General features: G+C 39.3%; 16 protein-coding genes and 2 tRNA genes. 7 read left to right on the forward strand and 11 right to left on the reverse strand.

Features of this window, described 5'->3' with window-relative positions:
* Positions 1–57: 57 nt before the first annotated feature.
* Positions 58–1,188, reverse strand: a complete 1,131-nt coding sequence (locus BLS32_RS01150; protein ID WP_091391479.1) for a DegT/DnrJ/EryC1/StrS family aminotransferase — start codon at positions 1,186–1,188, stop codon at positions 58–60.
* 100 nt (positions 1,189–1,288) lie between these two features.
* Between BLS32_RS01150 and BLS32_RS01155 the strand changes: the two genes are divergently transcribed.
* The 5 genes from BLS32_RS01155 (at position 1,289) to BLS32_RS01175 (ending at position 6,008) form a co-directional block, all read left to right on the forward strand.
* On the forward strand, positions 1,289–2,533 hold the full coding sequence (locus BLS32_RS01155; protein ID WP_091391480.1) for a 3-deoxy-D-manno-octulosonic acid transferase: 1,245 nt from the start codon (positions 1,289–1,291) through the stop codon (positions 2,531–2,533).
* A complete protein-coding gene (locus BLS32_RS01160; protein ID WP_139171669.1) occupies positions 2,520–2,963 on the forward strand; it encodes a GNAT family N-acetyltransferase in 444 nt (147 codons plus the stop codon). The genes BLS32_RS01155 and BLS32_RS01160 overlap by 14 nt, the downstream gene beginning before the upstream one ends.
* Before the next feature lie 29 nt (positions 2,964–2,992).
* On the forward strand, positions 2,993–5,128 hold the full coding sequence (locus tag BLS32_RS01165) for a S46 family peptidase (protein WP_091391481.1): 2,136 nt from the start codon (positions 2,993–2,995) through the stop codon (positions 5,126–5,128).
* Between the two features lie 206 nt (positions 5,129–5,334).
* Entirely contained in the window at positions 5,335–5,580 is a 246-nt protein-coding gene (locus BLS32_RS01170; protein WP_091391482.1) for a hypothetical protein, read from the forward strand.
* 182 nt (positions 5,581–5,762) lie between these two features.
* Positions 5,763–6,008, forward strand: coding sequence for a hypothetical protein (locus BLS32_RS01175; protein WP_091391483.1), 246 nt, complete (start codon positions 5,763–5,765; stop codon positions 6,006–6,008).
* A 99-nt stretch (positions 6,009–6,107) separates the two neighbouring features.
* Here the strand turns inward: BLS32_RS01175 and BLS32_RS01180 are convergent, their stop codons facing one another.
* Positions 6,108–7,010 carry an SDR family NAD(P)-dependent oxidoreductase gene (locus tag BLS32_RS01180; RefSeq protein WP_091391484.1) on the reverse strand — a complete coding sequence of 301 codons (903 nt, stop codon included), beginning with the start codon at positions 7,008–7,010 and terminating at the stop codon, positions 6,108–6,110.
* A 90-nt stretch (positions 7,011–7,100) separates the two neighbouring features.
* The gene (locus BLS32_RS01185) at positions 7,101–7,370 is read right to left on the reverse strand and encodes a hypothetical protein (RefSeq protein ID WP_091391485.1); all 270 of its coding nucleotides are present in this window, start codon (positions 7,368–7,370) and stop codon (positions 7,101–7,103) included.
* Between the two features lie 217 nt (positions 7,371–7,587).
* On the opposite strand from BLS32_RS01185, the gene BLS32_RS01190 reads away from it, so the two are divergent.
* Positions 7,588–8,256 carry a YciE/YciF ferroxidase family protein gene (locus BLS32_RS01190; RefSeq protein ID WP_091392331.1) on the forward strand — a complete coding sequence of 223 codons (669 nt, stop codon included), beginning with the start codon at positions 7,588–7,590 and terminating at the stop codon, positions 8,254–8,256.
* A gap of 39 nt (positions 8,257–8,295) precedes the next feature.
* Positions 8,296–8,661, forward strand: a complete 366-nt coding sequence (locus tag BLS32_RS01195; protein ID WP_091391486.1) for a hypothetical protein — start codon at positions 8,296–8,298, stop codon at positions 8,659–8,661.
* Positions 8,662–8,735: 74 nt separating this feature from the next.
* On the opposite strand, the gene BLS32_RS01200 is transcribed toward BLS32_RS01195, so the two are convergent.
* From BLS32_RS01200 to BLS32_RS01235, 8 genes are all read right to left on the reverse strand, one after another.
* Positions 8,736–9,188: a response regulator gene (locus tag BLS32_RS01200; protein WP_245699297.1), complete on the reverse strand. Its 453-nt coding sequence runs from the start codon at positions 9,186–9,188 to the stop codon at positions 8,736–8,738.
* 9 nt (positions 9,189–9,197) lie between these two features.
* Positions 9,198–9,719: a helix-turn-helix domain-containing protein gene (locus BLS32_RS01205; RefSeq protein ID WP_170227499.1), complete on the reverse strand. Its 522-nt coding sequence runs from the start codon at positions 9,717–9,719 to the stop codon at positions 9,198–9,200.
* 297 nt (positions 9,720–10,016) lie between these two features.
* Positions 10,017–10,403, reverse strand: a complete 387-nt coding sequence (locus tag BLS32_RS01210) for a YegP family protein (protein ID WP_091391489.1) — start codon at positions 10,401–10,403, stop codon at positions 10,017–10,019.
* 126 nt (positions 10,404–10,529) lie between these two features.
* Positions 10,530–12,722, reverse strand: a complete 2,193-nt coding sequence (locus BLS32_RS01215; protein WP_091391490.1) for a PepSY domain-containing protein — start codon at positions 12,720–12,722, stop codon at positions 10,530–10,532.
* 10 nt (positions 12,723–12,732) lie between these two features.
* Positions 12,733–13,224, reverse strand: a complete 492-nt coding sequence (locus tag BLS32_RS01220) for a DUF2271 domain-containing protein (protein WP_091391491.1) — start codon at positions 13,222–13,224, stop codon at positions 12,733–12,735.
* Between the two features lie 2 nt (positions 13,225–13,226).
* Positions 13,227–14,717 carry an ankyrin repeat domain-containing protein gene (locus BLS32_RS01225; protein WP_091392333.1) on the reverse strand — a complete coding sequence of 497 codons (1,491 nt, stop codon included), beginning with the start codon at positions 14,715–14,717 and terminating at the stop codon, positions 13,227–13,229.
* 166 nt (positions 14,718–14,883) lie between these two features.
* Positions 14,884–14,969 (reverse strand) — tRNA-Leu (locus BLS32_RS01230).
* 13 nt (positions 14,970–14,982) lie between these two features.
* Positions 14,983–15,058, reverse strand: a tRNA-Gly gene (locus BLS32_RS01235).
* Positions 15,059–15,135 lie beyond the last annotated feature (77 nt).

The raw sequence follows: 15,135 nt of genomic DNA on the forward strand, positions 1-15,135 counted from the left end.
GCTTTAGGTAAATACTCCAATGCCGTAAAAGATATAGCGGACAGCAGGAAAAAGCTCCTAATTTAAAAATTCTAAAATCGAATCGGTGATGAATTTAATTTGCTCGTCATCGAGTTCCGTATGCATGGGCAAAGAAAGCACTTCTTTGACCAATTGGTTCGTGATTGGGAAATCTTCTTCCCTGTATCTTGAATCGATGTATGCCTTTTGCGCATGCAGCGGAATTGGGTAATAAATCGCGCACGGAATGCCTTTGTCAAGCAAATGCTGCATCAATCCGTCGCGGTTTGCATCGACAATCCTTAATGTATATTGGTGAAAAACATGGCTGTCTTTGTCGCCTGAAATAAACGGCGTGACGATATTTTTATGGTTTGCCAACGCTGCAGAATATTTCTGGGCTGCATTTTGGCGTGCGTCATTATAGTGGTCGAGTTTTGGCAGTTTTGCATTTAAAACCGCTGCCTGAATGCTGTCTAATCTCGAGTTTACGCCAACCACATCATGGTGGTAACGCACATACATGCCATGGTTTACAATGCCGCGAAGTTTGTGTGCGAGTTCGTCGTCGTTTGTGAAAATCGCGCCGCCATCGCCATAGCAACCTAAATTTTTAGATGGAAAAAAAGACGTTGAAGCAACATGCCCGATGACGCCCACTTTCGTTTTTGAACCGTCGGCTGATTTGTAATCTGCGCCAATTGCCTGCGCGTTGTCTTCGATTACGTATAAATTATTTTCTTTGGCCAAAGCCATGATCGCGTCCATATTCGCAGCTTGTCCGAACAAATGCACCGGAACGATTGCTTTTGTCTTTGGCGTAATTACTTTTTTGATGGCATCTATAGAGATGTTGAACGTGTCAATTTCGACATCAACCAAAACCGGCGTGAGTTGCAATAAAGCAATCACTTCAACGGTTGCAGCAAATGTAAAATCGGCTGTGATGACTTCGTCGCCGGGTTTTAAATCGAGTCCCATCATGGCAATTTGAAGCGCGTCGGTTCCGTTTGCACACGGAATCACGTGTTTGGCACCCAGATATGTTTCGAGGTTTTTCTGAAATTTATGAACTTCGGGTCCATTGATATACGTATTCGTATCCAAAACCTCCTGAATCGAGGCGTTTACGGTTTCTTTGATGTCTTCGTATTGCCCTTTCAGGTCAACCATCTGGATTTTTTTCATTGTAAAAACGTTTTAAAAACAAGCAAAACTACTAATTAAATGACTTACGGCAATGAAAATTCTGCAAAGAGGCGTATTTTAGCGCAACAATTCAAAGTCTATGTTTTTTCTTTACAACCTGCTGGTTGCATTTGCCGGTTTTGCCTTAAAAATCATTGCTGTTTTCAGTCCGAAAATGAAACTTTTTGTGGATGGAAGGCGTAATGTTTTTAGTGAGATTTCGGCTAAAATCAAGCCTTCAGACAAAACGATCTGGTTTCATGCCGCTTCTTTGGGCGAATATGAACAGGGCTTGCCGGTGATCGAAAAGATTAAAGAACGTTTTCCAAACCATAAAATTGTTTTGACTTTTTTTTCGCCTTCGGGATTTGAAGTCAGGAAAAATAATGCTGTCGCAGATGTGACGGTTTATTTGCCTTTGGATTCTAAAAGCAATGCAGCAAAATTCATCGAACTGGTTCATCCCGATTTGGTGTTTTTTATCAAATATGAATATTGGCCGAATTACCTGAATGCACTTAAAAAAGCAAACATTAAAACGTATTTAATTTCCGGAATTTTCCGTGAAAACCAAATGTTCTTTAAGTGGTACGGCGGATTTTACAGAAAAGCCTTGGATGCATTCAACCATTTTTTTGTACAGAATTCCAAGTCGAAAGAATTGCTTTTAAAGCTCGGTAAAGCCAATGTGACGATTTCAGGCGATACGCGATTTGACCGTGTGGCAGCGATTCTGGAGAAAGACAATGCGCTAGGTTTCATTTCGGAATTTAAAAAGGAGAAGCTGGCGGTAGTTGTTGGAAGTTCATGGCCGAAAGATGAAAACCTCCTTGTGAATTATATCAATTCTACCAATCACGATCTAAAATTTATCATTGCGCCGCACAATATAAAAGGAGAACAAATTCAGCAATTGAAAAACTCCATTTATAAAAAAACGGTTTTGTTTTCTGAAAAAGAAGGCAAAGACCTTTCGGAGTTTGATGTTTTCATTATCGACACGATCGGGATTCTGGCGAAAATTTACAGCTATGCCGATATTGCGTATGTTGGCGGCGGCTTTGGAAACCCTGGTGTTCACAACATTTTAGAACCTGCAACTTTTGGCGTTCCAATTGTCATTGGCCCAAATTATTCGCATTTTGCAGAAGCGACAGCATTGGTCAACATAGAAGGCTGTATTTCAATTTCGAACCAATCCCAACTCGACGAAGCTTTCGATAATTTGATCCAAAATGAAGACGAACGCGAAGAAAAAGGACACATTTGCAGCACTTTTGTGCAGATGAATAAAAATGCGACTGAAATCATTTTGAAACAAATTCCACAATATGGCGACGTATAAAAAAATTACACATCAAGATGTTGACGTTCTTGTGTTGATGATGCAGGAATTTTACGCGATTGACGGTTATCCGATTGACATAGAAAAATCGAAAGCGTTGTTTTCTGAATTTATCGACAACGAGCATTTGGGCGCGGCCTGGCTAATTGCATCTGAAAACAAAACTGTCGGCTATGTAATCCTGACTTTCGTTTTCAATTTTGAATACGGCGGCAAAATCGCTTTTGTAGACGAATTGTATTTAAATGAAGATTCGCGGGGCAAAGGCATAGGCAAACAAACCATCGAATTTGCAAAAGAGCAGGCGCAGAAATTATCTCTAAAACTGCTGTATCTCGAAGTTGAAGACCACAATGCGGCGGCACAAAAAGTATATTTGTCGGGTGGATTTATTTTCCATAACCGGCTTACAATGAAAATAAAACTCTAAAATAAATTAATAAACCTAACTGAAACCATATGAAATTTTTAAGACTGTTTCTTTTATTATTTGTACTCCAAACACAGGCGCAGCAAGGCGGCATGTGGATTCCGTCGCTTCTAAATGGAATGAACGAAAAGGAAATGAAAAGCCTCGGAATGAAAATGTCTGTAGCCGATATTTATGATGTCAACAAATCGAGTTTGAAAGATGCAGTTCCGCAATTTAACGGCGGCTGCACCTCGGAAGTGATTTCGCCAAAAGGGCTTTTGCTCACGAACCACCATTGTGGTTTTGGTCAAATCCAGGAACATTCATCGGTAGAACACGATTATTTGACCGACGGATTTTGGGCGATGAAAACGGAAGACGAATTGCCTAATGAAGATCTGGTTGTGACGTTTATCGTAAAAATCGAAGACGTGACTTCTAAAGTTTTGGAAGACACGGAAACCTTGACTGAAGCCGACAAGCAAAAGAAAATCCAGGAAAATATTTCGGCTTTGAGCAATTCGTTGCCGAAGGAAAGTTGGCAGGAAAATAAAATCCGAACTTTTTACGAAGGCAACCAATACATGTTGTTTGTAACGGAAACTTTTAAAGACGTGCGTTTGGTTGGCGCTCCGCCGTCATCAATTGGGAAATTCGGATCGGATACCGACAACTGGGTTTGGCCGAGACATACGGGCGATTTCTCATTGTTCAGAATTTACGCCGATAAAAACAACCGTCCGGCGGCGTATTCGAAAGACAACGTTCCTTATACGCCAAAGCACTTTTTACCGGTTTCATTAGACGGAATCAAGGAAGACGATTTTACTTTGGTTTTTGGTTATCCGGGAAGAACGACCGAATATTTGCCAGCAGTTGCCGTTCAGCAGATCGTAAATGAACTGAATCCGGCGAAAATAGAAATCCGCGATGCCGCTTTGAAAGTCGAAGACGGTTTTATGCGGAAAGACAAAGCGATCAAAATCCAATATGCATCGAAATACGCCGGAGTTGCGAATTATTGGAAAAAATGGATCGGAGAAACGCAGGGTTTGAAAAAATCAAATGCAGTCGCTGTGAAAAAAAAACAGGAAGCGGCATTTCAGGAAAAAGTTATCAAAGCTGGGAAACAGGCAGAATACGGAAGCTTATTATCCGATTTTGAAAAAAATTACACCGAAATTGCACCTTATGCTTTGGCCCGCGATTATTTTTCAGAAGTGATTTTAAGAAATACGGAATTATTGAGTCTGACTTATAAAATGTACCAGCTCGAGCAGATTTTGAACACCAAAGGCGAACAGGCTTTCAACGACCGAAGAAACAATCTTGTCAAAGGACTTGGGGATTTCTACAAAGATTTCAACAAAACTGTGGACGAAAAGATCTTTGAGCAGCTGATTGATTTGTATGCGAATAAATCTCCGAAGCAGTTTTTACCGGCGAGTCTGAACAACATCAATCCGAAAACTTTAAGCGCTGAAATTTACCAGTCGAAACTAACGAGTTATGATGGCGTGAAAGAATTGCTGGCCGGAGATTCTAAAACCGTTTTGGCAAACCTGAACAATGACAAGGCTTTTCAAATGGTAAAACAAATCGCCGACAGTTATTTTAAAAATGTTTCTCCCAAATATGACGAGATCAATTTAAAAATTACTGCTTTGCAACGCACGTATATGAAAGCACAACTGAAACTCAATAAAGATTCGAGATTGTTTCCGGATGCCAACAGCACCTTGCGCGTGACTTACGGAAAAGTAAAAGGCTACGAACCGAAAGACGCTACAATTTACACTCCGATTACGTATTTAGACGGCGTAATGGAAAAATACATTCCGGGGGATTATGAATTTGACGTACCTGCAAAACTGATTGACCTATATAATAAGAAGGATTATGGACAATATGGTGAAAAAGGGAAAATGCCGGTTTGTTTTATCGGGACAAATCATACAACTGGTGGAAATTCCGGAAGTCCGGCAATTGATGCAAGAGGAAACCTGATCGGGCTCAATTTTGACCGCGTTTGGGAAGGAACGATGAGCGATATTTATTACGATCCGGCGATTTGCAGAAACATCATGGTCGACATTCGCTACGTTTTATTTATCATGGACAAGTATGCAGGAGCAAAAAATCTTATAGATGAACTCAAATTGGTACATCCAAAAAAGAAATAAAGCCTTATTTCATAGGGTTTTAGATTAAAAATTAAGAAATATTAACTTATTTTTATAGTTTTCGGTTTTTGGCACAGTACTTGTTAAGTGGCGCACAGTTGCAACAGATATGGTTTTTTGAAAAAAAAATTAAATTTTAATTTTGCGTATTAAAAAATTTATATCTTTGCCTCGAATTAATAATTAACCTTTTATAATTAAGTAAGATGAAAAAAGTATTTTTAAGTTTAGCATTTATCGCTGCATTAACTGTAGTATCTTGTAAACAAGCTGAAGCTCCTGCTGAAGAAGCTCCTGTAACTGAAGAAGTTGCTGCTCCTGCTGCTGAAGAAGCTGCTGTTGTAGCTGACACTGCTGCTGCAACTGCTACTGACGCTGCTGCAACTGCTACTGACGCTGCAAAAACTGCAACTGATGCTGCTGCAACTGCTAAAGAAGAAGTAAAAAAATAATTAGAATTTATTCTAAAATTTTTAAAGCCACGTAAAACGTGGCTTTTTTATTTTAAAAGCTTTCCGTCTGGAAGGCTTTTTTTATTTTTGAAGAGATTGTGCAATGATCCCATCAAATCCTGTAAACCGTTTCGTTGGCCTAAACCTTAAATTTGAGGATTATTAATTTTAAGAACTTTATTATGAAAAATATTTTCAAACCATTATTTTTTGCTGCGCTTTTGACGTTAAGCATTACTTCATGCAAAAACAAAGACGCTGCAACTGAAACCGAAACTACTGAAGTAAGCAGTGAAACTTCAATGGATACTGTTCCACCAGTTCCTACAGAAGAAATGCCTGCAACTACAGACACAACGACAACAACTACAGGAACGCCAACCGGAACTGCAACACCGCCGGCAACGGGAACCACTCCTGCAAAATAACATTTCACAGATTTTGATCATCTGACTACACCACAACCAACTAACTAAAATCCCCGCAACTTTTAAGATGCGGGGATTTTTCATTTAAACTAATTTTTTTTATATCACACGTTCATAATCGCCATGTACACTTCCGATGGTGCTGTTTATTTTTTGCCTTTCACGCTGCGACGGCTCGTGTTTGCTTTCCGATTTTCCTTCGGTTTTTTTACTCGGTTGCATTTGTTTTTCCATACTATCAGCTACAGCATCATCAGACATCAAGCTGTTTAAGATGCCTTGGGTTTTATTCATAAATCCCGGAACTACAGTCGCTTCGCCTTTCATCAAACCTTCAAAACCGGCCTTTGCCACTTCTTCGGGCGTATACATTGAGGCTTCTTTATAAGTAACCGTATTTTCGGCTTTTGCTTTGTGGAAGAAATCAGTATCCGTTGCTCCGGGCTGTAATGCCGTAATCGTAACATCTGAATTTTCAATTTCTTTTTGCAAAGCTTCGACCAATGAAAGTACGAATGCTTTGGTTGCCGCATAAACAGACAAATAAGGTGCAGGAGTTTTAGAGACCGACGATGCCAGTTGCAGGATTTTGCCACTGTTCCTTTCGAGCATTTCTTTCAGATACAATTTGGTAAGCGTCATCGATGCTACAACATTGAGCTGCACAATCGCAATTTCGCGCTCTAAATCTGTATTTGAAAACAAACCCCATTCGCCCTGTCCGGCATTGTTGACCAATACATCGATACGCACTCCGAGTTCCTGCGTTTTGTTGTACACCCTTTGTGCCGCTCCAGGCTCGAATAAATCGATGTCGATAATATGCGTATGGATGTTTTGGGACAATTCCTGCAATTCGCGGGCTGTTTCTTCAAGATTTTCCCTGTTTCTTGCTACAAGTACAAGGCTGTAATTGTCTTTAGCGAGCAGTTTTGCCAGTTCATAACCGATTCCGCTGGTTGCGCCTGTGACCAAAGCGTGTTTTTGATATTCATTTTTCATGACTGTGTTGTTTTAAATTGAAAAAGGTCCGGTATAAATACTGAACCTTTTTAAAAACCATTTAGCATCAGCATTGGTTTTATGCTTTGATTATTTTGTAGTTGATGCAGGCGTTGCGCTGCTGCTTGATTTGCTTGCACTTTTTGTTGTAGTGCTTGTGCTGTTCATTGAATTTGTTCCGTCAGTAGAGGAACTATTCGTTGTGGTTTTATCGGTTTTCATATCCGATTTTTTCTTAGCGGTGTGCTTTTTCTCCGTGTGCGCTTTTTTGTTCGTTGTTGAAGTCGAAGTCGTGTCGGTTTGTGCCGAAGCGATTCCAAAAACAAGCATTGTGCCTAATAGTAAGAATGATTTTTTCATAATAACTGGTTGTTTAAATTTTAATTAAAATTAGAAAATGGACAGCTTGAATCTTTTCATCATTTGCATATTCTGATGCACAATTATCAGTAAACCGTTAAAAATCAGGCTTATTATAATAGTGCAAGAGTTTGAAATAATCATATAATTAATTGGATTGATTGTTCTTGAAATTTGTATGACAAGTTTTAATTCAAATAATAAAAAACATACAATTATGAAAACCGCGACCGCATCCACTACAAAAAAATCAGCTCCAGCTACAAAGGCGACTGCAAAAACTACAGCCACAAAAAGCACTACTGCCACAAAAACGGCAGCTAGTCCAAAATCGGCTACAGCCAAAACAACTTCCTCAAAAGGGGTTGTAAAAGCTAAATCCTCAGCAGCAGAAGGTTTAAGGGAATTATTTGTAGACAGCCTTAAAGACATTTACTGGGCAGAAAAAGCTTTAACGAAAGCATTGCCTAAAATGGCGAAAAATGCAACATCAGAAAATCTGATTACCGCAATAAACGATCATTTATCGGTAACAAAAGAACAAGTATTAAGACTGGAACAAGTATTTCAAATCGTTGGTGAAAAAGCACAGGCAAAAAAATGCGATGCCATGGACGGACTCATCAAAGAAGGCGAAGGCATTATGGAAGAAACAGAATCAGGGCCGGTTAGAGATGCCGGAATCATCGCAGCTTCCCAAAAAATCGAGCACTACGAAATCGCGACTTACGGAACTTTATGTGCTTTCGCAAAAACTTTAGGCGAAAACGAAGCAATGGAATTGCTCGCTACAACATTAGCCGAAGAAAAAGAAGCCGATGTCACTTTAACCGAAGCGGCTTACAACACCATCAATTTTGATGCTGCAGAAGAAGACGAAAAATAATAAACAATTCAATAATTACTAATTAAATACACAACTAAAATGGCAACAGACAATAACGGAAATTACGGTCAGGAAAATCGTGATAACCAACAATTTAATGACAATCAGGACGATTCAAACAGTACTTTGAACCAAAATTTGAACCCTCGGGAAACCGACCGTACCAATTATGACAATGCAGACAGCAGCGCAGAACAAGGAATGAGCGATAGAAATACCGACGAATCCAGAGACAACAACAACCGCGACTGGAACAGCGACGATCTTTCGGCAAGCGACAGAAACGACGACGACGATACTGATTATGATTCAGATCAGGAAGAAGACTCAGATGATCTTGATACCGGCAGCAACGATAGAAGCAGTGACAGCGACAATTACAACAGCGACAGAAGCAATTTGTAATTTCAAAATTTCATTAAAATAAAAAAGCAGCGATAAATTATCGTTGCTTTTTCTTTTTGAGTCTCGTTAGGTTTTTAAATACTTAAGAAAAAAGATTCTCTGTTTAGTCCTGAGGTATGGTATTGCCAATTGATCTTCAAAACATGCTTGATAATTTGTTTAAGTTTTTGAAAATCATTGGGCTTGTGAATGTAAATGTTTGCCCCGCCGCTGAGCGTATCTTCAATATCTTTTTCAGAATTTGAAGTCGAATAAATCGCAATCGACATGTTGCGGAATTTAGGGTTGGCTTTAATTTCAGCAAGACACTGCGCCCCGGTTTTTCCCGGCATATTCAAATCGAGGAATAAAATATGAGGCAATTTTAAATTGTCCTGGTTCAGGAAATCCATCAGTTCATTACCACTTTTAAACAAAGACAGGTTGGAATTCAGTTTGGTCTCATCAAATGCCAATTTAAACAAGCTGCGATCGTCTTCGTCATCGTCTGCAAGGAAAATATTCATTTGGTCACTATTCGTATTCATATCTTTGAATTAATTATTAGTTGCTACCCTGTTGCGCCTGTTGTCGACAATTTTTTTAAACATCGAAATTGTCAGGCCTGTTGTTTTTTTAAATTGCCTCGAAAAATGCCCGACGCTGCTGTAATTCAGCATATAGCTGATTTCCTTTATGGATTGTGCACCTTCCAGAAGCAGGTTTTTCGCCCTTTCCACCTTCAGCATGATCATGTAATTCTCAATCGAAGTATAAGTCTGCGCCGTAAATATATATGAAATGTACCCATAACTCAATCCCAATTGCTTTGCCAGATAACCCGACAGCGTAAAAATTTGCTGGCTTTCACCATAAGCGACTTCCTGCAAAATATTCTTGATCCGTTGTACCAGTTGGCTTTTCTGATCGTGCAAAATTTCAATGCTGTATTTCTCAAGGCAGCTTTCGAGTTCTTTATAACGCTGTTCCGGAACTTCTCCGAGCAAATCTACTTCGCCATTTTCCGAAAACCGGTACTGGATCTCAAATCGCTCAAGCTGTTCTTTCAGAATGGCCATCGTAATTTGATTTGCCTGATATATAATATTGAATTTCATCTAAAAATAAAAATGCGGCTTATTAATAAACTGTTACAAATAAAAAAGTGGAAAGCCTTTAAAGATTCCACTTATACATGACACAGAAGATAAAATTTTTCCGAGTATTTTACTTCCATTGATTAGACGAGTCTAAATTCTAAACAAATTTGGTGATTTATCGAATGATGCGTTTATATTAAAAACATTTATTGTTATATAATTTACACACCTTTAATAAAAAAATCAAGCAATTAACTTATTATCAAGCAATTAATATTAAATGTCATCCTCAACTTCAGGAGAGAAAATGCTTTCCTCATCTTGGAAAATAAAATCATTTTCTGAAAAATCGAGCGTTTCCGCAGATGAGACGTACTTTACAATCTCGTCAATTCCTTTTTGAAGCCGCAATTCTGTAGTATATTTTCGGCTGTTGGCCAATACCAATCCGCCCTTGGAAAGCCTGAAAAAGTATTTCCCGCCGGCGTTCCTTATTTTGGTAAACGCAAATAAATCGATGCTGTTTTTAATCCCTGCAATCATTTGTTCGCAGTCGTCTTTTTGCTTGCAGCCGATGCTCGTAAAAATCGTCTTGCCTTTTCGCGAAGCAAAAATAAATTTATAATCGCCGTTAAATCGTTTGCTGATGACAAATGAACCCATAGAATCTGAAATCCGGAACTGATTTTTTAGTTTCCGAACTGTGCAAAGCTAACAAAATTGATGTGCTAAAGTGTACCGATTTTAATCCAAATCCAAAAACTTATCTACAATTTACCAATGCAGTGATTAATAACAATCTGCCAAAATTTGTTTTCTCGATTGATAATAGGAAACCGTTTTTTGATGGCTTTTACAAATATTTTCCAGCAACTCAATCACGTTTTGCTGCATCGCTAATGAGCCGCAAATCATGATCACGCCACCATTTTTCAAGGTTTCTGATATAAATCCCGAATCCTGATGAAGCAGATCTTTCACATATTGCTTTTTGCCTTCACGCGAATAAGCCAGATTGAGTGTATTGAGTTTTCCTTCATCAATATTTTTCTGAAGACTTTCGGAATAAAGTTCAAATGAAGATGGATCGCGGAAACCACAATACAAATGACATGAAATCTTCTTAACATTTTCGCCGATCATCCCGAGAAAAGGCGCAATTCCGGTTCCGTTTGAAATCATAATGACTTTCGGTGCTTTTTTAGGAAAATAAAAATCCGGATTTCTGGAAATTGCAGCATTAAAAACCGCGCCTTTTTCAAGTCCGTATAAAAATCCCGAACCCAATCCATTCGGATGCAAACGAACACTCAACTGGACGCCATCATCAATTTTTCCAATCGAATACAAACGTTCCCGATAATCGTTCGCAGGATAAATTGCAAGCAAATCACCCGAAGCAAATTTTACTTTTTTATCGAATTGCAAACGCATCAAAAAAGCGCCGTCTTCATGCGCGATCGTTGTTTTTTTAATGACAGCAATTTTTTGCGTTGGTTTCGGCTTTACATGTAGAAAATCAGCCGAAGCATCAAATGGAATATTTGCCTGCTGCGACCAGATTGAAAACCATTTCATAAAATCATCCGGCGATTTGTCGTTTATCGTGTGGATTTCTACAAACGGAACGGCCCAGGATTGCAGCGACAGCGCATTATTCACTTCAAATGCGAACTTGCAGAAATCAGGATACGCATGCGATCCAAAACCAACAACCGAAAAATTCACAGGTTGCAATTGCGGTTTCTTCTCCAATAAAGACAGGAATTTTGTTGCGTTGCTCGGCGGATTTCCCAAACCGTAAGTTGATGTGATCACAATCAAATGCGCCGCTTTCGGATAAATATCGTATTGGTTCAATTGTGATAAAAACGATTTTTTACCGTTTGCGATCAGTTGTTTGTGGACTGCATTTGCGAAGCCAAAAGTGCTGCCGTTTTCAGAACCAACCAAAATGACATAGTCACTTTCCGCAACTTTGAATTTATTTTTGATCCGGTTCGAACGGCGTTTCAGCATAATCGCAAAGCCTGAAAAAACAAAAAACAAGATATTTCCGGCAGCAGTCGCAAGAACCAAAGCCCAAATGATATTCGCGCGTCCGGTGTGCAGGTCAAGGCTCAAACTGATGAAATCTGTAGTTGCGCTGTAGCGGATTTCGCTCAGGATGTCGCCCGTAAATTGATTCACGACGAGTTCGCGGTCTTTAAGTTTTAACGTAAAATAATCTTCGGGATCATCCGAAAAGGGAAATTCGATATACGTCACTTCTGAAAGCAGAATGTTTTTAAAAACCTTAAAATCGGCGAGATTGATTTTGGGTTCCGATTTAATATGGTCAAAATCGATGTTATGGCTGATGTTCTGTTTCGGAAGCATTTTAAATTGGTCCAAAGACAAGTATGTTCCCGTGATTGCAATGATTAAAATCGGAACCAGCATCAGCCTGCCCAAAACAACATGGTAATACTGCGCGAAATTCTCCTTGACGATTTTCTGAAAAAAATGCCGGATGCCGTTTTGCCGCTGAATCACTAAAATCGTTCCTGAAGCGGCAATCAGCAACAGCAAAAAAGCAGTTAGCCCGATAATAAACCGTCCTGTTTCATGCAGGAAAAGCGATCGGTGAAGCGTGGTAACCCATTGAAAAAAGCGGTTCTTTTTTGGCACTTCTCCTAAAGTTTTTCCACTTTTCGGATCGGCGTAAGCGGTGAAATTTTTTCCATTATTGTCAATGGATTTTACGATTACAAACGAATTCGCATCGACAGTGACGTCAATAATTTCAGCATTGGTTTTTTTGATTGCAACCAACATTTGAGCGACAGTAACGGCATCAAAACAGTCGGTTTTGTAGGGCTGGATTTTTTCTGAAATGGGCTCAAACGCCAACACAATTCCGGTAACGGAAACCAATATTATAAAAAGAAAAGAAGATACGGCCAGGGCTAAATGGCTGTATCTCCAGATTGAAATCGTCATATTTTTGCTATTAATTCGGAGTCAGGCGCACATACCTGATAAATCCGGTTCCGTCATTTTTTCCTGCAACATTTTCTGTTGTCAGTTGAAATTCTAGGTCTTTAACATGGTAAGCCTGGTCTTCAACTGCGCTTTCAAAACGCAGGCTGTAACCCGAATTTATTTTTGAATTTTCAATATCCAGAAACACAACACTTCGGTCACCACCAGAAACAGACGCCCCGGAAATCGCACTTAAATTCGTCGCTTTCTTCGCATAGAATTTATGCCATTCCTTTAAATCGCGGTACCATTTTTTATCCGAACCCATAACGTAAAGCGTTTTTTCATAAGCGCCTTTGGGATCGATCAGCGACACGACAATATAAGCACCTTCGCCCATATAATTGGTCATCTGAACCATGCATTTGTATTTCGTGCTTCCACCGGATTGCGCATTGACATTTGACGATGAAAAAAGTGCCAGCACAAGAATCAGGAATAAATGATAAATCTTTTTCATGTTTATTTTAAGAAATCAATAGATATTTTGTTTTTTTCAAGGTATTCGTTTTCTGACGCGAGGTCGTAGGCTGTTTCTTTCATATCGGTAACGGCTTCTTTTTTTGCCCCAGATTCGATCAGGAATTTCAAGATTGAATCGTCTTTTGCGGTCAGCGCCGCTTTGTGCAGCGCCGTCAAACCATCTTTATTTTTTGCATTGATGTCGCCTTTAAAACGCGAAATGTCCTTTAGCAAAGATAAATCGTTTTGGGCGACTGCCAAATGGTATAATGTGTTTCCGTTTTTTTGCGGCACGACCACATTCAGTCCTTTTTCCTGCAGCATTTTTAATTTGGCTTCAAACGCTTCTTTCTTTTGGGAATTGTATGATTGTATCAGGTAATACGCGAGATTGTCTCCGTTTGCATCAGTAATTTTGACATCAGCTCCTTTTTTGAGCAGCAGATCTACAATTTGCGGTGTATTGTTTTTAACGGCAAATGCCAATGCTGAAACGCCTTTTTTATTTTTCTGATTGAGGTCTTTGGTTTTTGACGCCAACAGTTCGATGACCTGCGGATCATTATTAGCTGAAGCCGCATTCATGAAAATCGTATTTCCGTCGTTGTCTGCACGATTCAAATCAACACCTTTACCTAAAAAATAGTTGATGATCTCGAGTTGCTTTTCTTTTCTGACAATCGCATGAAGCGTGGTTTCACCATTTTTTCCAATGGCCGTCGGTTTAATTCTGAGGCTTTCAAGATATTGATATGTTTCGAGCGTATTTGAAGTACTTCTTGTTCCCTGGCTTGCAAAAATCATCGCGTTGTCATTGAATTTTACGCCTTTTTCAACCAATGTTTTCAAGGTGATGAGATTTCCTGTTTTTGCAGCGTAGTTAAACGCCGTGTTTCCATTGGAGTCGACACTTTTAAGGTCAAGCCCTTTCGAAACAAAATAATTGATCAATGAGAAATCAGTATCATAAAGAGCAGCCAACAGCAAGGCATTTGCACCATCATGATCAACGTCCTTTTTAAGATTCGCACCGTGAGCCAGGCAAAAATCATAAACTTTGGTATTCGTTTGTCCCGATGAGGCAGCGAAATTCAGAACCGTGTAGCCTTTGTCGTCTAGCAAATCTGTCTTTGCACCTTTATCCAACAAATACTGCATGAGCCCGACATTGCCTTTATAGGCAGCCCAAAAAATATAAGTGCGTCCGTCATGTGTGACTTTATTAACTTCATTGCCCTTTTGTGCCAATAAAAATTTGATGCTTTCATCAGGCGCCTGCTCTAAAATCGCATAAACAGTAGCATCGAAAGCGTTGCTATTCAATTGTGCCGGATCGTTTCCTTTTTTGATTTCGCTTTCTATCGTTGGGCGATCTGGTTTGGACTTCCAGTAATTTCGATCGAGAAAAACATTTTTCTGTGCCGAGGCTGCGAACGACAGCAATAGTAGTAAAGCTATAAAAAAAGATTTGATGTTTTTAAGCATGATCATTTTATTGGTTATTATTCCTGCACGAAAATCGGGCATCGCAAAATTAACAAGAATGATTCTAAATAAAAAGATAAATGATACTTAAATTCAAGATTTGTTTAAAGGATTTGAATTGACTCCAAAAAAAAACCGCAAACTCTGTTTAAGAGATTGCGGTTTAAACTTGTACTCAGAGCGGGACTTGAACCCGCACGAACATTGCTGTTCACTGGATTTTAAGTCCAGCGTGTCTACCAATTTCACCATCCGAGCATACTGGACTTCATGGAGCGAAAAACGGGGCTCGAACCCGCGACCTCGACCTTGGCAAGGTCGCGCTCTACCAACTGAGCTATTTTCGCATAATTTTAAAGAACTGCGCTACAGTTATCCTGTAATGCGGAGGCAAATTTAATACATTAATTCAAAAATGCAAGCA

This window comes from Flavobacterium noncentrifugens, from assembly GCF_900100375.1.
In the GTDB taxonomy this organism is placed as follows: domain Bacteria; phylum Bacteroidota; class Bacteroidia; order Flavobacteriales; family Flavobacteriaceae; genus Flavobacterium; species Flavobacterium noncentrifugens.